General features: G+C 63.6%; 21 protein-coding genes. 14 read left to right on the top strand and 7 right to left on the bottom strand.

From position 1 onward, the window contains the following. Nucleotides 1–187 precede the first annotated feature (187 nt). Both AC0L2P_RS10665 and AC0L2P_RS10660 read left to right on the top strand, forming a co-directional pair. Nucleotides 188–493: a hypothetical protein gene (locus AC0L2P_RS10665; RefSeq protein ID WP_473501176.1), complete on the top strand. Its 306-nt coding sequence runs from the start codon at nucleotides 188–190 to the stop codon at nucleotides 491–493. 130 nt (nucleotides 494–623) lie between these two features. Then, nucleotides 624–1,397: a GGDEF domain-containing protein gene (locus AC0L2P_RS10660; RefSeq protein ID WP_473501175.1), complete on the top strand. Its 774-nt coding sequence runs from the start codon at nucleotides 624–626 to the stop codon at nucleotides 1,395–1,397. A gap of 26 nt (nucleotides 1,398–1,423) precedes the next feature. On the opposite strand, the gene AC0L2P_RS10655 is transcribed toward AC0L2P_RS10660, so the two are convergent. The 3 genes from AC0L2P_RS10655 to AC0L2P_RS10645 all read right to left on the bottom strand — a co-directional run bounded on the left by AC0L2P_RS10655 (nucleotide 1,424) and on the right by AC0L2P_RS10645 (nucleotide 4,236). Beyond that, on the bottom strand, nucleotides 1,424–1,726 hold the full coding sequence (locus tag AC0L2P_RS10655; RefSeq protein WP_473501174.1) for a DUF982 domain-containing protein: 303 nt from the start codon (nucleotides 1,724–1,726) through the stop codon (nucleotides 1,424–1,426). A gap of 161 nt (nucleotides 1,727–1,887) precedes the next feature. Then, nucleotides 1,888–3,969, bottom strand: a complete 2,082-nt coding sequence (locus tag AC0L2P_RS10650) for an ATP-dependent helicase (protein WP_473501173.1) — start codon at nucleotides 3,967–3,969, stop codon at nucleotides 1,888–1,890. 93 nt (nucleotides 3,970–4,062) lie between these two features. After that, nucleotides 4,063–4,236, bottom strand: a complete 174-nt coding sequence (locus tag AC0L2P_RS10645; protein WP_473501172.1) for a hypothetical protein — start codon at nucleotides 4,234–4,236, stop codon at nucleotides 4,063–4,065. A gap of 132 nt (nucleotides 4,237–4,368) precedes the next feature. On the opposite strand from AC0L2P_RS10645, the gene AC0L2P_RS10640 reads away from it, so the two are divergent. From AC0L2P_RS10640 to AC0L2P_RS10615, 6 genes are all read left to right on the top strand, one after another. Further along, complete coding sequence (locus tag AC0L2P_RS10640; RefSeq protein ID WP_254820275.1) at nucleotides 4,369–4,548, top strand: hypothetical protein; 180 nt, start codon at nucleotides 4,369–4,371, stop codon at nucleotides 4,546–4,548. A gap of 450 nt (nucleotides 4,549–4,998) precedes the next feature. Continuing rightward, nucleotides 4,999–6,876 (top strand): ABC-F family ATP-binding cassette domain-containing protein, encoded by a 1,878-nt coding sequence (locus AC0L2P_RS10635; protein ID WP_473501171.1) that lies wholly within the window; start codon nucleotides 4,999–5,001, stop codon nucleotides 6,874–6,876. A gap of 211 nt (nucleotides 6,877–7,087) precedes the next feature. Continuing rightward, complete coding sequence (locus tag AC0L2P_RS10630) at nucleotides 7,088–9,196, top strand: molybdopterin-containing oxidoreductase family protein (protein ID WP_473501170.1); 2,109 nt, start codon at nucleotides 7,088–7,090, stop codon at nucleotides 9,194–9,196. 56 nt (nucleotides 9,197–9,252) lie between these two features. Next, the gene (locus AC0L2P_RS10625; protein ID WP_473501169.1) at nucleotides 9,253–9,951 is read left to right on the top strand and encodes a DUF2270 domain-containing protein; all 699 of its coding nucleotides are present in this window, start codon (nucleotides 9,253–9,255) and stop codon (nucleotides 9,949–9,951) included. Nucleotides 9,952–10,022: 71 nt separating this feature from the next. Further along, the gene (locus AC0L2P_RS10620) at nucleotides 10,023–12,359 is read left to right on the top strand and encodes a cation:proton antiporter domain-containing protein (protein WP_473501168.1); all 2,337 of its coding nucleotides are present in this window, start codon (nucleotides 10,023–10,025) and stop codon (nucleotides 12,357–12,359) included. Between the two features lie 378 nt (nucleotides 12,360–12,737). Continuing rightward, the gene (locus AC0L2P_RS10615; protein WP_473501167.1) at nucleotides 12,738–13,007 is read left to right on the top strand and encodes a DUF680 domain-containing protein; all 270 of its coding nucleotides are present in this window, start codon (nucleotides 12,738–12,740) and stop codon (nucleotides 13,005–13,007) included. A 112-nt stretch (nucleotides 13,008–13,119) separates the two neighbouring features. On the opposite strand, the gene AC0L2P_RS10610 is transcribed toward AC0L2P_RS10615, so the two are convergent. From AC0L2P_RS10610 to purM, 3 genes are all read right to left on the bottom strand, one after another. After that, a complete protein-coding gene (locus AC0L2P_RS10610) occupies nucleotides 13,120–13,635 on the bottom strand; it encodes a SixA phosphatase family protein (protein ID WP_473501166.1) in 516 nt (171 codons plus the stop codon). A 391-nt stretch (nucleotides 13,636–14,026) separates the two neighbouring features. Continuing rightward, nucleotides 14,027–14,734 (bottom strand): phosphoribosylglycinamide formyltransferase, encoded by a 708-nt coding sequence (gene purN / locus AC0L2P_RS10605; RefSeq protein ID WP_473501165.1) that lies wholly within the window; start codon nucleotides 14,732–14,734, stop codon nucleotides 14,027–14,029. Further along, complete coding sequence (gene purM / locus AC0L2P_RS10600; protein WP_473501164.1) at nucleotides 14,731–15,795, bottom strand: phosphoribosylformylglycinamidine cyclo-ligase; 1,065 nt, start codon at nucleotides 15,793–15,795, stop codon at nucleotides 14,731–14,733. Before purM ends, purN begins: the two co-directional genes overlap by 4 nt. Nucleotides 15,796–15,860: 65 nt before the next feature. On the opposite strand from purM, the gene AC0L2P_RS10595 reads away from it, so the two are divergent. The 6 genes from AC0L2P_RS10595 (at nucleotide 15,861) to AC0L2P_RS10570 (ending at nucleotide 19,917) form a co-directional block, all read left to right on the top strand. Further along, nucleotides 15,861–16,037 (top strand): hypothetical protein, encoded by a 177-nt coding sequence (locus tag AC0L2P_RS10595; RefSeq protein WP_473501163.1) that lies wholly within the window; start codon nucleotides 15,861–15,863, stop codon nucleotides 16,035–16,037. 517 nt (nucleotides 16,038–16,554) lie between these two features. Beyond that, the gene (locus AC0L2P_RS10590; RefSeq protein ID WP_473501187.1) at nucleotides 16,555–17,112 is read left to right on the top strand and encodes a CDP-alcohol phosphatidyltransferase family protein; all 558 of its coding nucleotides are present in this window, start codon (nucleotides 16,555–16,557) and stop codon (nucleotides 17,110–17,112) included. Beyond that, nucleotides 17,084–18,325, top strand: a complete 1,242-nt coding sequence (locus tag AC0L2P_RS10585) for an AI-2E family transporter (RefSeq protein WP_473501162.1) — start codon at nucleotides 17,084–17,086, stop codon at nucleotides 18,323–18,325. The genes AC0L2P_RS10590 and AC0L2P_RS10585 overlap by 29 nt, the downstream gene beginning before the upstream one ends. Before the next feature lie 5 nt (nucleotides 18,326–18,330). Next, a complete protein-coding gene (gene hdaA / locus AC0L2P_RS10580) occupies nucleotides 18,331–19,032 on the top strand; it encodes a DnaA regulatory inactivator HdaA (RefSeq protein ID WP_473501161.1) in 702 nt (233 codons plus the stop codon). A gap of 247 nt (nucleotides 19,033–19,279) precedes the next feature. Next, the gene (locus tag AC0L2P_RS10575; RefSeq protein ID WP_473501160.1) at nucleotides 19,280–19,537 is read left to right on the top strand and encodes a type II toxin-antitoxin system Phd/YefM family antitoxin; all 258 of its coding nucleotides are present in this window, start codon (nucleotides 19,280–19,282) and stop codon (nucleotides 19,535–19,537) included. Continuing rightward, the gene (locus AC0L2P_RS10570) at nucleotides 19,534–19,917 is read left to right on the top strand and encodes a type II toxin-antitoxin system VapC family toxin (RefSeq protein ID WP_473501159.1); all 384 of its coding nucleotides are present in this window, start codon (nucleotides 19,534–19,536) and stop codon (nucleotides 19,915–19,917) included. Before AC0L2P_RS10575 ends, AC0L2P_RS10570 begins: the two co-directional genes overlap by 4 nt. 54 nt (nucleotides 19,918–19,971) lie before the next feature. Here the strand turns inward: AC0L2P_RS10570 and AC0L2P_RS10565 are convergent, their stop codons facing one another. Continuing rightward, nucleotides 19,972–20,973, bottom strand: coding sequence for a GlxA family transcriptional regulator (locus tag AC0L2P_RS10565; protein WP_473501158.1), 1,002 nt, complete (start codon nucleotides 20,971–20,973; stop codon nucleotides 19,972–19,974). Nucleotides 20,974–21,089 lie beyond the last annotated feature (116 nt).

Here is a 21,089-nt window from a genome sequence, read left to right as displayed (position 1 = left end):
GACGAGAGAGCTGCTACTCTCTCCCAGCGGTTCATTCTCGCCTCTTGGCAATGAATGTCATAAGACAAGCGCGTCGCGTTCGACCGGCCTCAATGCGACGCGCTTTAGGTTGTTGTTTTGATGCATGTCGTAATCGCAAAACCGCTGCACACTTTTGCGAGACATGCATTAACCTTGGGGCGGCTGGGTGAAGCGGTGGATAGAGGACGATCTGCCGAGATTGCAAAACCCGCCAAAACATTTTATGGAGCGCACGGTCGTGAGGGCGGCCGCTTCAGCAGCATTCAGCAGCATTCAGCAGCAACAGCGAGAATTGGCACGCATGCCCAATGAACCCTTGCGCCTTGTGGCGTTCTTCGCCGTGGTCTTGGCGCTTCTCAACTCCGGTTATTATTTCCACCAGGGCGACATCGTCGCGACCATATATTTCATGATCGGCGCCATTCTTGTGACCGCGGTCACCCGGATGAGCATCAGAAGGCAGCTGATTTAGAACCGGCCCGCTTATCTGGCCGCCATCACGACGGCTGGTTCGCTTCGACTGCGATCGAATTGAAAGCAAAGTCTTAGGACTTCGTTTGCGCTGTTGCTTCAAGGTAGCCGGCTGAAGCAGGAGCAAAAGCATGCAGATCGATTTGTCCCCGACGAGCTGGGGCAGGGTCGTGGCGGTTACCGTCGCGGGCACGGCGGTCTGCATTGCAGCCGCGTTCTTCGTCGATTCCTTCAATTTCCCGTATTTGTCGCCGGAGGCGCTGTGGCGGGCGCAGCTCACCGACCTGCTGTTGCCGCTTGTCCTGGCCGGCTCGTTCTTCTTTTTCCTGATGTGGAAAATGCGCCAGCTGGCGATCGCGCAAAAAGAACTGGCCATCGTCGCGGCGACCGACAGCCTGACGGCGGTATTCAACCGGGGTGCGTTTTCCATGCTCGTCGAGGCCTATCTCGAACAGGCCCGCAGCCATTCCGTCGTTAATGCCGGCGCCTTGCTGATCGTCGATGCCGACCATTTCAAATCCGTCAACGACCGCCTCGGCCACGACTGCGGAGACCAAGCGCTCAAGCTGATCGCCAGGACGATCCAGGGCCAGCTACGCGGCGCCGATATCGTCGGCCGGATCGGCGGCGAGGAATTTGCGGTTTTCCTTCCCGCGCAGATCCTTCGCAGTCCTGGCTGGTGGCGGAGACAATTCGCCGACGCGTCCGTGAGGCGGAGTTCTCGCCTGACGGCCGGCCCTGTCCTCTCTCGGTCAGCATCGGCGGCGTCGCCTTCAGTGGGCCGACCACCTACGCCGAAATATTCGTGCTGGCGGACAAGCACCTTTACAAGGCCAAATCGAACGGCCGCGATCAAGTCAGCTTCGAAGCCGTGCTACCGGGCAACCCGCCGGGCGGTCGCCTGATGACGGTCCATTGACGGTCGTTTGCGTCAGCCGGCGTAGCCGCCGAGGCCCCGGGCGACCGGCTTGACCGAGACCGCCGGCTGGGCGGCTGGCCAGAGAACGCCTGCCGTCACGGCGAAGGTGATCAGGGCGTCGCGTGCCGCTTCGGCCGAGATCTCGCCGGCACGTGCCGCCTCGCAGGCCTTTACCGCGGCACCATAGCTCAGCCGCCGGCGCGAAGGCGGGAACTCGGTCAGGAACTCGTGCATCTCGGCGAACGAAGCGATCGTACGCTTGTAGCCGGCGCCAACGGTTAGGGCGACCGGGGTGGAAAACGTCCTATCGTGCATTCTGGCCTCTCGAATGGGCGGAGGTCACGGCGGACGCCGTTCTCCGGTCTGGGGGTCGGGCAGAAACGCGGATTACGCCGCGAGGTTCCATGTTGCGGGGATTGTTTTTTCGACGGCTGTGGGGGCGGTCGCAGGGCGAACGCCAGCGGCGAGGCGGCTGCCTATTTCCACATGCCGCGCATACGGGCTCCGAGGTCGACGCGCACCTGCGGCTGGCGGCGCGGATCGTCCCTGGCCTGGACGCTGGCCCATGCCACCTGCTCGAAGGCGCCGAGGATCGAGCGCGGGATGAAGCGCGTGCGCGAGGCATAGACATGGCGGTCGCCGCGCGCCGCCTGGCCTTGGACGAAAAAACGATGCGGCATAACCAGGTGCAGGCTGTCCTTGGCCCGCGTCATCGCCACGTAGAGCAGCCGCCGCTCCTCGTCGACGTCCTCCTTGCTGCCGACGCCGAGATCGATCGGGATGCAGCCGTCGACGGTGTTGAGCACGAAGACGTTCTTCCACTCCTGGCCCTTGGCCGAATGGATGGTCGACAGGATCAGATAATCCTCGTCGCGGTGCGGCGGGCCGGCCTCGTCGCTGGTCGCGTCCGGCGGATCGAGCGTCAGCTCGGTGAGGAAGCGCTCGCGCGAGGCATAGCCTGAAGCGATCTGCTCGAGCTGCAGGAGATCGGCCCGGCGCGTCGTCGCATCCTCGTGGATGCGTTCCAGATGCGGCTCGTACCAGAGCCTGACCTGCTCGAGGTCGGCCGGCCATTTTTGCGCGCCGGCGCGCAGGCCGCTATAGAGCGCGACAAAGCCCGGCCAGTCGTCGGCGGCACGCTGCGGCGGCCGATAGCGGGCAAGCCCCATCGTCTCGTCGAGCGAACTTGCCATAGTCTCGACGATCGCATTGGCGGCCGAAGGGCCGATGCCCGGCAGAAGTTGCAGCACGCGAAAGCCGGCGACGCGGTCGCGCGGGTTTTCGGCAAAGCGCAGCACGGCGAGCATATCCTTGACGTGAGCTGCATCGAGGAATTTCAGCCCGCCGAATTTGACGAAGGGGATGTTGCGGCGCGTCAGCTCGATCTCCAGCGGGCCGCTATGGTGCGAGGCGCGAAACAGCACCGCCTGTGCTTTGAGAACGGTGCCGGCCTCGCGTTCGGTGAGTATCGCCTGGCAGACATAGCTCGCCTGCTCGGTCTCGTCGCGCACGCTCACCAGCTTTGGCTTTTCCGCCGATTTGCGCTCGGTCCAGAGATTTTTGGTGAAACGCTCCGACGCTTCGCCGATCACCGCATTGGCCGCCGCCAGGATCGTCTCGGTCGAGCGGTAGTTGCGCTCCAGCATGACTACCTCGGCCGGCTGCGCGAACTGCTTGGGAAAATCCAGGATATTGCGCACTTCCGCGGCGCGGAACGAATAGATCGACTGCGCGTCGTCGCCGACCACCGTCAGCCCCGATCCGTCGGGCTTGAGCGCCGTCAGGATCGATGCCTGCAGCCGGTTGGTGTCCTGGTACTCATCGACCAGCACATGGTCGAAACGCGCACCCAGATGCGCGGCGATTTCCGGCTCGCCGGCCATCTGCGCCCAGTAGAGCAGCAGGTCGTCGTAGTCGAGCACGTTCTGCGCCTGCTTGGCCTCGACATATCTGGCGAACAATTGCTTCAGCTGTTCGGCCCAGCCGGCGCACCACGGGAACACCGAACCCAGCACCTCGCCGAGCGGCGCCTGTGCGTTGACGGCGCGCGAATAGATCGCAAGGCAGGTGCCCTTGGTCGGGAAGCGGGCTTCGGTCTTCGAAAAGCCAAGCTCGTGGCGGGCGAGGTTCATCAGGTCGGCGGAATCCTCGCGGTCGTGGATGGTGAAGGCGGGATCGAGACCGATCTCCACCGCATAATCACGCAGCAGCCTGGCGCCGATACCGTGGAACGTGCCGGCCCAGCTCAGCGCATCGGTAATCACCGAGGCGTCGCGCCCCAGCACCTCGCCGGCGATGCGCTCGACCCGCTTGGCCATTTCCGCCGCGGCGCGGCGCGAAAATGTCATCAAAAGGATGCGGCGGGGGTCGGCACCCCTGACGATCAGATGCGCGACCCGGTGCGCCAGTGTGTTGGTCTTGCCGGAGCCGGCGCCGGCAATGACCAGCAACGGCCCGGCGATCTTGCCGTCGCCATGTTCGACGGCAAGCCGCTGCTCGGCGTTGAGCTTCGCCAGATAGGCCGGCTGGAAGGACGAATCACGGGCGGCGAGGTTCATCGCCCATCAAGCATCGTTTCTGCTTTGTTCGCAACGTTTGCGGAGCCGGAATAGGGCTCGTGAACGAAGAACCCTTGCGGGCAGGCCTTTCGACTAATGCTCGGGCTCGACGCCCATCCTTGCCGATTGCCGCCGCAGCGCCTCGCGGTCGTCCTGTGGCGGCGGCAGCAGCAGCGGATCGAAATCGTCGGGCACCTCGTCGATCACTTTCTTGGCGACGCGATAGGCAACATAGACGATTGCCCCGGCGATAAGCAGACGGATCATGCCTTCCTCCATTGATTCTGGAGCAACCGGAGACGCGGCATTTTGTTCCCCGGCTCCTTGGCGAATGCGGTAACGACACTGGCCGCGCAACCAAATCGCCGACGCCTCGTTGTCGGGCGAGAGGAGACTGCGATGAAAAAGCGCTCAATCCTGCTGCTTATGGCAGCTCTGACGGTTGCGGGTTGCGACAACAACATCCAGCCGACCAAGGCCCCTGGCGACACGGTCGAGCAGAACCCGCAGGTCGACAAGAATCCGGTGCCGAAATCGACGACCGGCGGCGATCAGCCCGGCACGCCGCCGAAACAATGACCGCCTCAAATGGCGTCGGCGCCGGTCAGAGAAGGGTGGCCGGCGCCGCTTGGGAGGAAGCTGATGGCGCCGGCCAGGCGGAGATCAGGCCCGCCGCACATCCAAGAATAGCCGAGTCTTTCCGCAGCGTCATGGTCCGATAGCGTACAGACGGCACGCCCTGTGGACAAACCTGCCGCCACGCCGGCATTTGTTCATCGCAGTTTGTTGCTCATCACATGGAACAAACCCGGCTGCTGCGTGTTTGGGTGCCGATCGGACGCTCCCAAGGCCGCCGTTCACGAAAGAACCCGCGATCCTTATCCCCCCTCAGGATCGCGGGTTCTTTTTGCGTTTGGGGAAGTCGCGGCGCGGCGTCGACGTCACCTGCGTGCCGGTTTTCGCGCCTTATGCGGCGAACCGGGGCGCAAGCCCTTGCGAAGCAAGGTTGTCCCGTGCAAAAGCCCGGCCATGCTGATCATCAACGACCTTTCGCTCCGCATGGCCGGACGCCTGCTTCTCGACCATGCCTCGCTGACCTTGCCGGCCGGCAGCAAGGCTGGCCTTGTCGGCCGCAACGGCACCGGCAAGACAACCCTGTTCAAGGCGATCACCGGCGACCTCGCCTCCGAGACCGGCTCGATCAGCCTGCCCAAAAACACCCGTATCGGCCAGGTCGCGCAGGAAGCGCCGGGCACCGAGGAGCCGCTGATCGAGATCGTGCTTAAGGCCGACCTTGAACGGAGTGCCCTGCTCGAAGAGGAAAAGACGGCGACCGACCCGCACCGCATCGCCGACATCCACATGCGGCTGGCCGATATCGATGCGCACTCGGCCGAGTCACGCGCCGCCACCATTCTCGCCGGCCTCGGCTTCGACGATGCCGCGCAGCGGCGCCCGGCCTCGTCCTTCTCCGGCGGCTGGCGCATGCGCGTCGCACTCGCCGCCGTGCTGTTTGCCGAGCCCGATCTGCTGCTGCTCGACGAGCCGACCAACTATCTCGATCTCGAAGGCACGCTGTGGCTGGAAAACTACGTGTCGAAATACCCGCATACCGTGCTGCTGATTTCGCACGATCGCGACCTGCTCAACCGCGCCGTCAATTCGATCGTCCATCTCGATCAGAAGAAGCTGACTTTCTGGCGCGGCAGCTACGATCAGTTCGAGCGGCAATATACCGAGCAGCGCGAATTGCAGGAGAAGGGCCGCGTCAAGCAGGAAGCCGCGCGCAAGCACATAGAATCCTTCGTCGAGCGCTTTCGCGCCAAGGCTTCCAAAGCAAGGCAGGCGCAGTCGCGCATCAAGGCGCTGGAGAAGATGAAGCCGATCGCCGCGATCGTCAACGACACGGTGCGGCCGTTCTCCTTTGCCGAGCCGGTGAAGACGGTGGCCTCGCCGATCATTGCGCTCAACAACGTCAATGTCGGCTACACCGAGGGCGAGCCGATCCTGAAGAAGATGACGCTGCGCATCGATGCCGACGATCGCATCGCGCTGCTCGGCGCCAACGGCAACGGCAAGTCGACTTTCGCCAAGCTTTTGGCTGGCCGGCTGAAGCCGGAGACCGGCAGCATGACGGTGGCGCCCGGTCTGAAGGTAGCAATCTTCGCCCAGCACCAGCTCGACGATTTGAGGCCCGACGAAAACGCCTATGAGCATGTCCGCCGGCTGATGCCGGACGCGCCGGAATCGAAGGTGCGCGGCCGCGTCGCCCATTTCGGCCTGACCACCGAAAAGATGAACACCGCCGCCAAGGATCTGTCCGGCGGCGAGAAAGCGCGGCTCTTGATGGGCCTGTCGGCTTTCGAGGGGCCGAACCTGTTCATCCTCGACGAGCCGACCAACCATCTCGATATCGACAGCCGTGAATCGCTGATCCATGCGCTCAACGATTTTCCCGGTGCGGTCATCCTGATCTCGCACGACCGCCATCTGCTCGAAGCGACGGCCGACCGGCTGTGGCTGGTCAAGGACGGCGCGGTCAATCCCTATGACGGCGACCTCGAAGATTACAAGACGCTGGTCACCGGCATCTCCGGCGACCGCCGCGGCAAGCGCGAGGCGGACAAAGCCTCGAAGGCCGACCGCCGCCGCGATGCAGCCGCGCGCCGCGCTGCCTTCGAGCCGCTGGCCAAGGAAATCCGCGCCACCGAAGCGCTGATGGACCGCCTCCGCAAGCGCATCGACCTGATCGAGGACGAACTCGCCAATCCGGCCGTCTACGAAAAGGACCCCTCGACCGCGACAAGGCTGGCCAAGGAGCGCTCGCAACTCGCGCAACAGCTGGCTGGCCACGAGGAAAAATGGCTGTCGATGTCGGCGGAGTACGAGGATGGCACGGCGGAGTAGGGGGAGGCGCCCTCTGCCTTCTCCCCTTGTGGGAGAAGGTGTCGCCGAAGGCGACGGATGAGGGGTGTTCCAGCTTGGCACCGGCGGCACTCCGTCCAACACCCCTCAACCGTCTCGGCGCTACGCGCCGATCCACCTTCTCCCACAAGGGGAGAAGGGAAGACGTCATCTGGCCCTACACCTAGTTGTCCAAAGCAGCTAGTTTGCTCCCATGAATCAGCACGCCAAGCTCAAAATCGGCCATTCGGCCTGTCCGCATGATTGTCCCTCGACCTGCGCGCTCGAGGTCGAGCTGCTCGACGAAAAGCGCATTGGCCGCGTCCATGGCGCCAAGGCCAACAGCTATACGGCCGGCGTCATCTGCGCCAAGGTCGCCCGTTACGCCGATCGCGTCCATCATCCCGACCGCCTGCTGAAGCCGCTAATCCGCGCCGGCGCCAAGGGCGAGGGCGCCTGGAAGGAAGCGAGCTGGGAGGCGGCGCTCGATCTGGTCGCGGAAAAATTCGTCGCCGCCGAGGCGAAATACGGCTCGGAGACGGTCTGGCCCTATTACTATGCCGGCACGATGGGGCTGGTGCAGCGCGACGGCATCGAGCGGCTCAGGCACGCGAAAAAATACTCCGGCTTCTTCGGTTCGATCTGCACCAATCTGGCCTGGACCGGCTGGATGATGGGCGCCGGCGCACTGCGCGGCCCCGATCCGCGCGAGATGGCGAAGTCCGACTGCGTGGTGATCTGGGGCACCAACGCCGTCGTCACGCAGGTCAACGTCATGACCCACGCCATCAAAGCGCGCAAGGAACGCGGCGCCAAGATCGTCGTCATCGACGTCTACGAGAATGCGACGATGAAGCAGGCCGATCTCGGCCTGGTGCTGAAGCCCGGCACCGACGGCGCGCTGGCCTGCGCGGTGATGCACGTGCTGTTCCGTGACGGCATGGCCGACCGCGCCTATCTCCAGAAATACACCGACGATCCGGAGGGACTGGACGCGCATCTGCAGACAAAAACGCCGCAATGGGCCGCCGATATCACCGGGCTTTCCGTCAACGAAATCGAGGCCTTCGCCCGGCTCGTCGGCACGACGAAGAAGACCTATTTCCGCCTCGGCTACGGTTTTTCGCGGCAGCGCAATGGTTCGGTCAACATGCATGCCGCAGCCTCGATCGCGGCGGTCACCGGCTGCTGGCAATATGAGGGCGGCGGCGCCTTCCATACCAATTCCGGCATCTTCAAGCTCAACCAGGAATTGCTCGAAGGCACGCGGATGCGCGACCCCGCGATCCGTCATCTCGATCATTCGCGCATCGGTCCGGTGCTGACCGGGGCTGAGGATGCGCTCTATGGCGGCCCGCCGGTGACGGCGCTGCTGATCCAGAACACCAATCCGGTCAATGTCGCGCCGGAGCAGCGGCTGGTGAAGCAAGGTTTTCTGCGCGACGATCTATTTTCATGCGTGCATGAGCAGTTCATGACGGACACCGCCAAGCTCGCCGATGTGGTGCTGCCGGCAACGATGTTTCTCGAGCATGACGACGTCTACAAGGGCGGCGGCAACCAGCACATCACGCTCGGGCCAAAGCTGATCGACCCGCCGGAAGGCCCGCGCACCAACCATTTCGTCATCGAGGAGCTCGGCAAAAGGCTCGGTGTCGCCGACCGTCCTGGCTTCGGCATGACCGAGCAGCAGCATATCGATATCATTCTGGGCAAGCGTGGGCTCGGCAGCTTTTCGAGCCTGAAAGAGCAGAAATGGGTCGATTTGCAGCCGGATTTCCAGGCCGCGCATTTCCTCGACGGCTTCGGCCATGCCGACAAAAAATTCCATTTTCGCGCCGACTGGACAGGCCAGGCGTCGCCCAATCGGCCACCGAAAAGCATGGGCCTGTTCGGGCCGGTGGCGAGCCTGCCGGAATTCCCCGATCATGTCGACCTGATCGAGGTGGCGGATGAGGCGCACCCGTTCCGGCTGACCACCTCGCCGGCGCGCAATTTCCTCAATTCGACCTTTGCCGAAACGCCGGTGTCGCAGGCAAAAGAGCGCCGGCCGGAGCTGCTCTTGCATCCAGATGATGCGGCGGCACTCGGCGTCGCCGACGGCGGCCGTATCGAGGTCGGCAATCAGCGTGGCGAAGTGGTGCTGCACGCAAGACTGTTCGACGGCATTATGCGCGGCGTCGTCGTCGCCGAAGGCATCTGGCCGAACAGCGCTCATGAGCGCGGCGAGGGCATCAACGTGCTGACCGGCGCGGATGCGCCGGCGCCCTATGGCGGCGCCGCCTTCCACGACAACAAGGTCTGGCTGCGCCCGGCGGATTGAGCGTCGGAACGATATCCCCATCCGGCCGTTTTCGCGTGGCGGGTGGAGGCATTGTCATGGCGGAAGTGTTGCCGGCGCCGGATCCCATTGGAAGGACACTGTCGTCCGGCGAACTCGTAACCACGATGTCCCACTTTCATCGCGCCGAGATTGCGCGCATGGCTGGCTGGCGCGACCGCCTGGACCGGACGAGCAACTGGGCGATAACGGTTGTCGCGGCGATGCTCTCCGTCTCGCTTTCGACAGCCAGCGCTCACCACGGCGTGCTGCTGTTTGCCATGCTGCTTGTTCTGCTGCTGCTGTGGATCGAGGCGCGGCGATACCGCTTCTTCGACTTCTATCGGGCTCGTGTGCGCCAGTTCGAACGGCACTATTTCGCGCAGATATTCTCGCCGCAGCCGGACTTCGCGTCCGATTGGCTGTTGATCGTCGGCGAGAGCCTGCGCGCACCGAAATTCCTGATTTCGCAACGCGTGGCTTTGGCGCGCCGCCTGCGTCGCAATTACATCTACATGCTGCTGATCCTGCTGCTGGCCTGGATCCTCAAACTGTCGACGCCCAGTCTTCTGACCGAAGGCGTCCGCATGGGCTTCGTCGGCTCGATGCGTGAGGCCGTCACCGGTGCTGCCTTGGGTCCAATTCCGGGCGCTGTCATCGTCGTGCTGGTCGCCGTCCTCTATGCAGGCCTATTGGTGGCAGCCTTTCTGACGGAGAGCGACGACGGCGAACTCTCCTTCGGTGACGTCCACGTCTAGCAACGCCCTGTCTGGCAACGCTACGCCCCGTCGCGCGTTGTTGGACACGTGCATTGGGCGATGGGGGTTTCATGGCTTGGCAGGCTCCGACACGTTCCAGCCTGGCGCTGTTGGTATGCGCTTTCGTCCCCGCAGGCGCTGCCTGGGCGGCGGAGACGCTTGTCGCCGGGACCAAGGCGTCGGGCATGGGCGGCTCGGCCGAAGGCACCTTCGTCGCGGAAATCGTTCTGCTGCTGCTTGTCGGGCGCGGCCTGGGCGAAGTGCTGCAGCGCTATGGCCAGCCGGCAATCATGGGCCAACTGATCGGCGGCATCCTGCTCGGTCCTTCGCTGTTCGGCTGGTTCTGGCCGTCGGCCCAGCACCTGATCTTTCCCAGCGATCCCGCGCAAAAGGGCATGATCGACGCCGTCTCGCAGCTCGGCATCCTGATGCTGCTTTTGCTGACCGGCATGGAGACGGACCTGCGGCTGGTGCGCCGGGTTGGCGCGGCCTGTTTTTCCATTTCGGCTACCGGCGTCGTGGTGCCCTTCATCTTCGGTTTCGCGCTGGCGCAGTTCCTGCCGGACGCATTGCTGCCTGACCCTACGCAACGCACCGTCGCCGGGCTGTTCCTGGGCACCGCGCTGTCGATCTCGTCGGTCAAGATCGTCGCCATGGTGGTGCGCGAGATGAACTTTATGCGCCGCAACCTCGGACAGGTGATTATTTCCTCGGCGATCATCGAGGACACGATCGGCTGGTTGATCATCGCGGTAACCTTCGGCATCGCCACCAATGGCAGGCTGCAGCTCGTACCGCTGGTGACCACCATCGCCGCTGTGGCACTGTTCATGGTGTTCTCGTTCACCATTGGCCGCCGTCTTGTCTTCACCTTGATCCGCTGGACCAACGATCAATTCCGCAGCGAGTTTGCGGTGATCACCATGATCCTAATCATCATGGGAGCGATGGCGCTGATCACCAACATGATAGGCGTCCATACCGTGCTGGGGGCGTTCGTCGCCGGCATCCTTGTTGGTGAATCACCCATCCTCTCCAGCCATATCGAAGGCCAACTGCGCGGCGTCATCACCGCGCTGTTCATGCCGATCTTCTTCGGCATGGCGGGGCTTTCCGCCGATCTCACCGTGCTCGCCGATCCGACGCTTGCCATGCTGACGGGCGCACTCGTGGTCATCGCCAGTATCGGCAAGTTTGGCGGCGCGTTCATTGGCGCCAAGCTCGCCGCCATGTCGTTCAAGGAAGCAATCGCCGTCGGCAGTGCAATGAACGCGCGCGGCTCGACCGAGGTGATCGTCGCCAGCATCGGCCTGTCGATGAATATCCTGTCGCACAATCTCTTCACCATGATCGTCACCATGGCCGTGATCACCACGCTGGCCATGCCGCCGATGCTGCGCTGGGCGCTCGGCCGGCTGCCGGTTGGGCACGACGAGCAGCAGCGTGTCGAGCGCGAGGCGCTGGACGAATACGGCTTCATTTCCAGGCTGGAGCGGTTGCTGGTGCTGGTCGACGACAGCAGGATCGGCAAATTCACTGCCTATCTCGCCGGACTGGTCGGCGGAGGCAGCGGCATGCCCACCACCTTGCTTCGCCTGCCCACCACCTTGCTTCAGCCGAAAGACGGCCGAGTTGACACGTCGACCGACCGCAAGGGACAGGAGCGCGCCCTGCAGGAAATCAAGAAGGGTGCAAGAAAAAGCGCTCAGGCGGTGAAACGGATCGAAGATACGCTTGTCGACAAAGTCCACCTGACGGCCCGCACCGAATTGGAGGCAACGGGTGAGACGATCGCCGAGGAGGCCCGCAAGGGATACGGCCTGTTGCTGGTCGGCCTTGACAATGTGCTGACCTCCGATGGCGCCTTTGCGCCGGCCCTCAACGACATAGCCGGGGGATTTGACGGCCCGCTTTGCCTGGTCCTGAACGGCGGCAATGCTGCCGAAAAGATGCCAACGCTGAAGGCCGGCACCAGCATTCTCGTCCCCGTCAACGGTACCCAGGTGGCGCGCCGCGCCGCCGACTTGGCGCTGGCGCTGGCCCGTCCAAACCGGGCGCGGATCAAGGTTCTCTACGTCTCGCAAAGGGCAGCCAAGGGCCGCAGGGCGACATCGGTGTCGCATAGCCGCGAAGAGGCCGTCCTGAAAGATATCGCTGATCTGGCGGGCCGCTACGGCCTGCATATCGACACAGCGTTCCATACCCGTGTCACACCCGACAAGGCGATCACCCGGGAGGCGGCCAAAGGCGCGGCGATCGTCGTGATGGGCGTCACCCAACGTCCGGGTGAGGACCTGTTCTTCGGCGAAACCGCCGGCGCTGTCTTAGCCGCCTGCAACTGCCCTGTCGTGCTTCTGGCCAGCGCGCGGCCCAAGCATGACGCTGCTGGCACTGAGCTGGCAGCGTGATTTTCATGGCGCACTGATCCGTCGACAGGAATGTCGATCGAGGCTCTAAAAGCGCTGATCAGCCAAACGTAGAAGAACTCGAACCGAACGGTTCGATTCGGTTGACGGAGCATATAGGAAACGGTGAACGTCGGTTCACGGAATGTTCGCCCCGCAAATCACCAATGATCGCATAACAAATTGAAAATAAAGAAGAAAATTGTGGCGGAAGGAGCCGCATGTCGAATTTCAAGCGGCCAGTTTGGCGCACCCGTACAAAATTTTCGTGATTGGAAACGACAGGCTTGCCGACCCATCTCGGGGTGGTCCGAGCGACGCGAATTCCCCCCAAGGCACGCTACTTGACGGACAGAACAAAGAAATACCGGAGTACCTGAAATGACCAAGATCGCTCTTACCGCCGCCGCCATCCTTGTTGCCACCGGCACTGCCTTTGCCGGCAGCGACCATTATGGTTCGGACGGCGTCAACCAGCCGGCCGCGCCTGTTGGCAATGCGCCTGTCGGCACGATCGACAGCGGCTTTACCGGTTCCATCCGCGAGCCTCTGGCGGCTGAGCACAACGCCGTCGACACCAAGGCGACGACCCGGTTCGGCACGGATCAGCCCGTAGTGCCCCAATCTGGCCGGGGCAACTGGGGCCGATAGTTCGTCAAACCCCGGAGCACAAAGAACGGCGGGCCTGGCCCGCCGCTCTTGTTTGTGCGAAGCTGGTCGGTCGAAAGAATCGGCGATCTTTCCCCGGCCTGTTGGTAAATCCCTAACGCAGATCCTTCGGCCAAATGCAGTGCGTCAGCCGGGCGCTGCCGAAAGTGAGACCGGCCCAATCGCCATCGACCTCGAACCGAGCCAAGGTCCCGGTCGGAAATTTTTCCGCCAGCTTCTTCAGCGCCGCTTGGTCCGATCCGGCCCCGGCAAGCCCGCGCGCGAATTCCTCCAACCCGGGATTGTGGCCAAGCACCAGCAGCGTTCCGGTCCCGGCCTTTACTTGCCGCACCTTGGCGAGAATATCCGCCGCCGCTGCCTCGTAGAGCGCCTGGGCAAATTTGGCCTGCACCTTCGCCGGCAATTCCGCCGAGACCAGCCGCCACGTATCGCGGGTGCGCAGCGCCGGCGATACCAGCGCCAGCTCCGGCAGCCAGCCGCGCCGGGCCAGTTCGCGGCCGACCAGCGGTGCTGCCTTCAGCCCACGCGCGGACAGCGGCCGGTCGAAGTCCATGAGACCGGGGTCGTCCCAACTCGACTTGGCGTGACGCAGGAGCAGAAGCTGCTTCATGGTTTCAATTCAAGTCCAAGGGATGTCGGGCTGAAAGTCTTTGCCATATCCGCCGCCATGTCTTGCACCCGTGGCGGTGTCAAAGCTCGCCCAAAGTGCACCAAAGATAAACAGGCCTACGCGCCGTTCATCTTTATCCCATCTGACCGAAATGTCTGCTTCAGTGATGGCCCAATCGCCCGATCGAACGTGAATTGCACTGAGGACGGGACCTGCTCGCCCGTCCTCGATCCGACAGAGATAAAAATATGCCGTGGCACTTTTCGGATCGTCGCCTTGGTCGTACTCGAAGACGCCGGCCAGATCACGCTTTGTCCGGATCGCGCTGTCGAAAACATCCGTTGGTCTATTTCTGCCGACCCGACGATTTATTGGCTTTTTCTACGGACGCTTACGGCGTGATCCGCGCCAGGTGCTCGAGATCGGTCTCTTCGCGCAGCGGGTCGGGCGCGATCACCACCGACGTCGCATTATCAGCATCGTCGGCGAAGCGCGAAAATACCGTGCGGCCGCCTTCCATTCGCGCCTTGCCTTCGGCGACCAGCCCCAGTGCCAGTGGATAGAGCTGATGCTCGGCCTTGAGCACGCGCGCCGCCAGCGTATCCTCATTGTCGCCGACCATCACCGGCACGGCGGCCTGGGCGATGATCGGCCCATCATCCATGTCTAGCGTGACGAAATGCACTGTGCAGCCATGGATGCGCGTGCCTGCGCGGATGGCTCGCGCGTGCGTATCCAGCCCCTTGAAGGCAGGCAGCAGGGCAGGGTGGATATTGATCATGCGGCCCTGCCATTTCTCGACGAAACGTGCGGCGAGAATGCGCATATAGCCGGCCAGCGCGACGATCTCGGCGCCGAAAGAGACAAGCGCCGCATCGATCGCCCCGTCATGCGCTTCCTTGCTGGCATGGTCGGAGCGCGAAATCACCCTGGTGGCGATGCCGCGCGCCGCGGCGATGCCGAGACCGGCGGCATTGGCGCGGTCGGAGATGACGCCGACGATCTCGGCCGGATAGGCCGGGTTACTCGCCGCCGCGATCAGCGCCGTCATATTGGAGCCGCGCCCCGAAATAAGCACTACGGTGCGCTTTCTGGTCATAGGCCGATCGTGCCCCGATAGATGACGCCGGCATCGCGGCGCGGCACGATCTGGCCGATCGGCGTCACCGTCTCGCCCGCCTCCTGCAGCACGGCGGCGACCTGCGCCGCCTGGCCCGAGGCGACGACCAGGATCATGCCGATGCCGCAATTGAAGGTGCGCATCACCTCTTCCGGCGCGACATCGCCGGTCTTGGCCAGCCACGAAAACACCGGCGGCACCTCGATGGCGCCGAGATCGAGCTCGGCCGAAAAATCCTTGGGCAGAACGCGCGGGATGTTTTCGGGGAAGCCGCCGCCGGTGATGTGGGCCAGCGCCTTGATGCCGTGCGTGTTGCGGATCGCCTTGAGTATCGACTTGACATAGATGCGGGTCGGCTCGAGCAGCGCCTCGGCCAGCGTCGCCTCGTCATTGAACGGCGCCGGATCGCCCCAGCCAAGGCCGCTTACCGCGACGATGCGGCGGACCAGCGAAAAGCCGTTCGAATGCAGGCCCGACGAGGCGAGGCCGAGCAGCACATCGCCTTCGACGATGTCGTCGGTGGGCAACAACTGGCCGCGTTCGGCCGCACCGACGGCAAAGCCGGCAAGGTCGTAGTCCTTGTCATGATACATGCCGGGCATTTCCGCCGTCTCGCCGCCGATCAGCGCGCAACCGGCCTGCCGGCAGCCGGCGGCGATGCCGCCGACGATCGAAGCACCCTGGTCGGGATCAAGCTTGCCGGTGGCGAAATAGTCGAGGAAGAACAGCGGCTCGGCGCCTTGCACGACGATGTCGTTGACGCACATGGCGACGAGATCGATGCCGATCGTGTCGTGCTTGCCGGCGTCGATGGCGATCTTCAGCTTGGTGCCGACGCCGTCATTGGCGGCCACCAGCACCGGATCGGTGAAGCCGGCGGCCTTGAGGTCGAACAGACCGCCGAAGCCGCCGATCTCGCCATCGGCCCCCGGCCGGCGGGTGGCGCGCACCAGCGGCTTGATCTTCTCGACCATGAGATTGCCGGCATCGATATCGACGCCCGCTTCGGCATAGGTGAGCCCGTTCTTGCGCTTGCTCATTTTCGGCGCCTGCCCATCTGTTGCGCTTGCCTGTCGCTGTTTTCACTCGCGTGCGGGCTCTTCGCATGAACGGTTTTGCCCCGCAAGGCAAGCGCGCGATGATGGCGTTTTCATTTGCATACGGGCGGAGCCAGGCGCGATACACTCCAACAGAAAAAAGAAATCCCTGCCAGAATTGCGGCGAGGCCACCGACGGTTGCAAGAGACCTGATTTCACCGTCGAAGGGCAGGGTTCCATGTGAGAAGCCGGCGGCGATCAACGTCGCCGCGGCAGCCCACAGATTTGCGGCGACCGACCGTGCGAAAACCAACGCGACGACAACGGCGGCCAGCCAAAGGGGCCAAGAGACGGCCACGCCCACGGCCAGTTCAGGAGCGAAGGCCCACAGAAGATCTTGCGTCGCTATGTTGCGGTGCGGGACCCCGAAAGATGCGAAAGCCAGAAGACTTTCTGTCAGTCCGGCAGATAGCAAAGCGTTACTCGCCAAGCGATTGTGATACTCTGTGTCATCATCGTTCGGCAGTTTACAGCTAAGCTGTTGCTTCCGGGCTCTTCGCATGGACGGCCGCGCCTCGCAAGGATGATTGGCCGGTGCGGGACTTTTGCCCCTATAAAAGCGGAGTTGCTTCGAACTTCGATCATTGGCCGTCATGGCCGCTCTCGCCAGTCACCAACATCGAAGAATGAAACAAGTTGGTCCTTGCCGTAACCCTCCATCTCCATCATGTATCGACAAACAAGAGCGACGGGATATGCGTTTGACCATCCCCAACATGATCACGATCATGCGCTTCGTGCTGGTGCCGGCCGTGGTGCTGACGATGCTGCAGGAACGCTGGGACTGGGCCTTTGCCGGCTTCCTCATTGCCGGCATTTCCGACGGCGTCGACGGCTTCATCGCCCGCCATTTCAATCAGTTTTCCAGGCTCGGCGCTTATCTCGATCCGATGGCCGACAAGCTGCTGCTGGTCTCGGTTTTCGTGGTCCTGGGCTTCAGCGGCGAACTGCCGCTGTGGCTGGTCGTCACCATGGTGTCGCGCGACGCACTGATCGTCTGCGCCGTGCTTTTATCCACCGTCATGGCGCATCCGGTCGAGATGAAGCCGCTCCTGGTGTCGAAGGCCAACACCGCGATCCAGATCGTGCTGGCGGCAGTCGTGCTGGGCGAACTCGCCTTCGACATCCGTCTCGATCCGCTGAGGCCGGCCCTCATATTGCTGTCCGGGGTCTTGACCGTGGCTTCGGCCGCGGCCTATCTCGTGGCTTGGCTGAGGCATATGAGCGGCTATGGCGAAGGCTCCACACCCGGCACCTGAACGCGGGGCACCCGGACGCGGGGCACCTGAACACGGGGCACCTGACGAACGGTCCATCGACGCCGAGGCCGAAGCCGCGGCAGCGGAAGCTGCGGCATCGGCATCGTTTCGCCGCCAGATCCGCTTCTGGCTGGTCAGCGCAATCATCCTCGCCGTCTTCCTCTATGTCTTCAGCGGCATCCTTCTGCCCTTCGTCGCCGGCATGGTGCTCGCCTATTTCCTCGATCCTGTCGCCGACCGGCTGGAGCGGCTCGGCCTGTCCAGGCTGATGGCGACGGTGGTCATCCTCATAGCCTTCATCGTCGTCCTGGTGCTGGCCGTCGTCATCCTGGTTCCGGTGCTCGCCTCGCAGATGGCTGATTTCGCCAGCAAGCTGCCGGACTATCTGACCCGGCTGCAGGGCCTGATCACCAGTTTCGACCCGAAATGGCTGGAAGAGAAATTCGGCGTCGACGCCAACGGGCTGCGCGAAGGCTTGAACTCGCTGTTGACCTCCGGCTTCGGCCTCCTGACGACCGTCTTCACCTCGATCTGGAGCTCCGGCGTGGCGCTGGTCTCGGTCGTCAGCCTGTTCGTGGTGACGCCGGTCGTCGCCTTCTACATGCTGCTCGACTGGGACCGCATGGTGGCAATCGTCGACAGCTGGGTGCCGCGCGATTACGTCAAGACCGTCAGGACGATCGCCAAGGACATCAACACGGCGACCGCCGGCTTCGTGCGCGGCCAGGGCACGCTGTGCCTGGTGCTCGGCGCCATGTATGCCACCGGGCTGACGCTGACGGGGCTGAATTTCGGCATCCTCATCGGCCTGTTCGCCGGGCTGATCTCGTTCATCCCCTATGTCGGCTCGCTGACCGGCCTGGTGCTGGCCGTCGGCGTCGCCTTCGTCCAGTTCTGGCCGGACTGGACCATGGTCGCGGCAGTGGCCGGCGTGTTCTTCGTCGGCCAGTTCATAGAGGGCAACATCCTGCAGCCCAGGCTGGTCGGCAAAAGCGTCGGCCTGCATCCGGTATGGCTGATGTTTGCGTTGTTTGCCTTCGGCGCGCTGTTCGGCTTCGTCGGCCTGCTGATCGCCGTGCCGGCTTCCGCCGCCGTTGCCGTTCTGGTGCGCTTCGCCATCGCGCGCTATCTCGAATCGCCGCTCTACAAGGGCCATGCCGACGAGCCGGTGCCGCCGCTGCGGGTGCGGCGCCGCGGGGGCGCGCGCGGTTGAGCCAGATGCCGGACAGGGTCGATCCGCCGCGTCAATTGCCGCTCGATCTAGGCCACGGCACCGGCTATTCGCGCGACGAGCTCGTCGTCTCCAGCACCAACAGCCAGGCGGCGGCGCTTGTCGACCGCTGGCCGGACTGGCCGTCGCCGGTCGTCGTGCTGGCCGGGCCGGCCGGCTCGGGAAAAACCCATCTGGCCTCGATCTGGCGGGCCCGCGCCGACGCCGTGAAAGTGGAAGCGGGCCGCATCGGCGACTGCATCGAAAACCTCGGCGCGCGCCCGGCACTGATCGACGATATCGATGCCGTCCCGATCGACGAGCACGGCCTGTTCCACCTGATCAACGCGGTGCGCGGCGCCGGCTCGAGCTTGCTGCTGACGGCGCGGCGCTTCCCCTCCGCCTGGGGCGTCAGGCTGCCCGACCTGGCGTCGCGGCTCAAGGCCGCGGCGACCGTCGAGATCCACGAACCCGACGATCTTCTGCTGGCCGGCGTCATGACAAAGCTGTTCGCCGACCGCCAGATCGAGGTCGAGCCGCATGTCGTGCAATATCTGGTGCGCCGCATCGAGCGCTCGCTGGCCACTGCCATGCGGGTGGTCGAACGGCTCGATGGTACCGCGCTCGAGCGCAAGACCCCGATCACCCGCGCCCTGGCAGCCGAGACGGTCAGCGCCATGGACGAAGGGCAGGGGGAGTTCGAGATTTGACGCTTCCAGTTCAGCCACTGTCCCATTTCGAGAAAAAAGGCTGGCATCTGTCTTGCAGCAAAGAGCTTGCCGGCTAATCCCGGTCCTGGTTGCGTATCAAATCAGGTAGTAGGCTCGCCGGGAGATGGGGTGGTTGGGGTTCTCTTCCCGGCGAGCTTGCCGTCAGATGCATTGCAATGGACCATTGGATGGTCTATCTATCACCAAGGTAGGGACCTCGGAATATGGTCCATAAAAGAGCGAGCCGATGCAGGTATCCGTTACAGACGCCAAGGGGCAGCTGACCGAGCTGGTGCGCCGAGCCGAGGCAGGTGACGAGATCATCCTGACCCGGCATGGTCATGCGGCCGTGCGTCTGGTCCCCGTGAAGACGGTGCCGGACAGGAAAAGCCGCCGGGCATTGCTAGAGGCGATGCGCGCCTCCGGCGCCGCAAAGGCAAAGGCTGGGTCATCCGCAGCGCGAAGCCAGGACTTCCTATACGGTGACGATGGCGTGCCCAAATGATCGTGGTCGATACTTCGGCGCTGATGGCCATCGTCCTTGATGAGCCAAAAGCCGGGGCCTGCATCGCGGCGCTCGAGGCCGAGGACGACATTCTGATTTCGGCCGGCACCGTGGCGGAAGCGCTGATCGTCGCGGCGCGACGGAATGTCGGCGAAGAGCTGTCCGGCCTCATCGAGGGGCTTGGCTTCGAGATCGCCGCAGTGACGCCGGCCTCCGCGCGCCGTATCGCCGAGGCCTACGCACGATGGGGGAAGGGCATCCACCCAGCCGCACTCAATTTCGGCGACTGCTTCGCCTATGAGGTGGCGAAAGAACATGGCTGCCGTTTGCTCTATGTCGGTGACGATTTTTCAAAGACTGACATGGAAAGCGCCCTCTAGGAAAGGCAATATAGCGTTTCTGCCCGGTCGTGCGGGCGCCGCCACTGCCGGGCCTCAGCTCTCTCGGCCCACAATCACAGCTCGTTCCGTGCCGAAGCGCTTGCGGTAATCGCCGGGCACCAGCCCGGTTATCCTGGCGAATACTTTGCGGAAGGAGCCGGGATCGTCATAGCCGACCTCCCAGGCGATCTGGTCGATCGATCGCATCGTGCTTTCCAGCATCTCGCGCGCCTTGCCGACGCGCAGGTGCTGGCAATATTCGGTCGGCTTCAGGCCGGTGGCGTTGCGGAAGCGCCGCAGAAAGGTCCGCTCCTCCAGCCTCGCATGCTCGGCCATGGCGCCAAGCGTCACGTCGCGCGCGCCGTTCGCCTGCAGCCAATGCTGCACCTTGAGGATCGCTTCGTCGTCATGCGTCAGCCGCGGCGCAAACGGGCTGTAAAAACGTTGCTCGCGGCCCGGCGGGTCGACCAGCATGAAACGCGCCGTGTCCATCATGACGGCTGACCCGAGCACCCTGTCCACCAGCTTCAGGCCGAGGTCGGTCCAGGCCATGTAGCCGCCGGCGGTAATGATATCGCCATCGTCGATGACCAGCCTGTCGGCGTCGAGCAGGATGTCTGGAAAGCGTAGCGCCAGCGCGTCGCGATAGGCCCAGTGCGTCGTCGCCGCACGGCCGGACAACAGGCCGGTCTCGGCAAGCACGAAAGCGCCGGCACAGATCGAACCGAGCGTCGCGCCTGCCGTGTGGCGGTCCCTGAGCCAGCCGGCATAGGGCGCGGCTGCTTCCCGAGCAACCGGATCTCCCAAGGTCGGCGGGAGGATAACCATGGCTGGTTCATTGTCGGCGCCGGGGTCGCTGTCGAAGGTGCGGATTACGGTGTGGCCGGCGTCCTCCAATTGCCAATGGCTGACGCGAAGTCTCGCCGCGTCCGGCGACCGCTCGACAGCCAGCCGGTTTGCCAGCATAAAAAGATCGGTCAGGCCGAGCACGGCTGCTTCCTGCACACCGGGATATAAGACAAGGCCGATTTCGATCAGATCACACGCTGCCGTCATTTGTCAGTTTTGCCACGTTGAATGTCCGTTTTGCCAATGCTCACCCTGACCGCACTGTTATAATTTGTCCAGCTGAAGAGGCTAAAAGCTTCCCCGTTACCCCCGACTTTTCCACC

It is taken from the genome of Mesorhizobium sp. WSM4836, assembly GCF_055811815.1.
The sequence above is the reverse complement of the archived record's forward strand: the minus strand, read 5'-3'. Positions and strand labels throughout refer to the sequence as shown.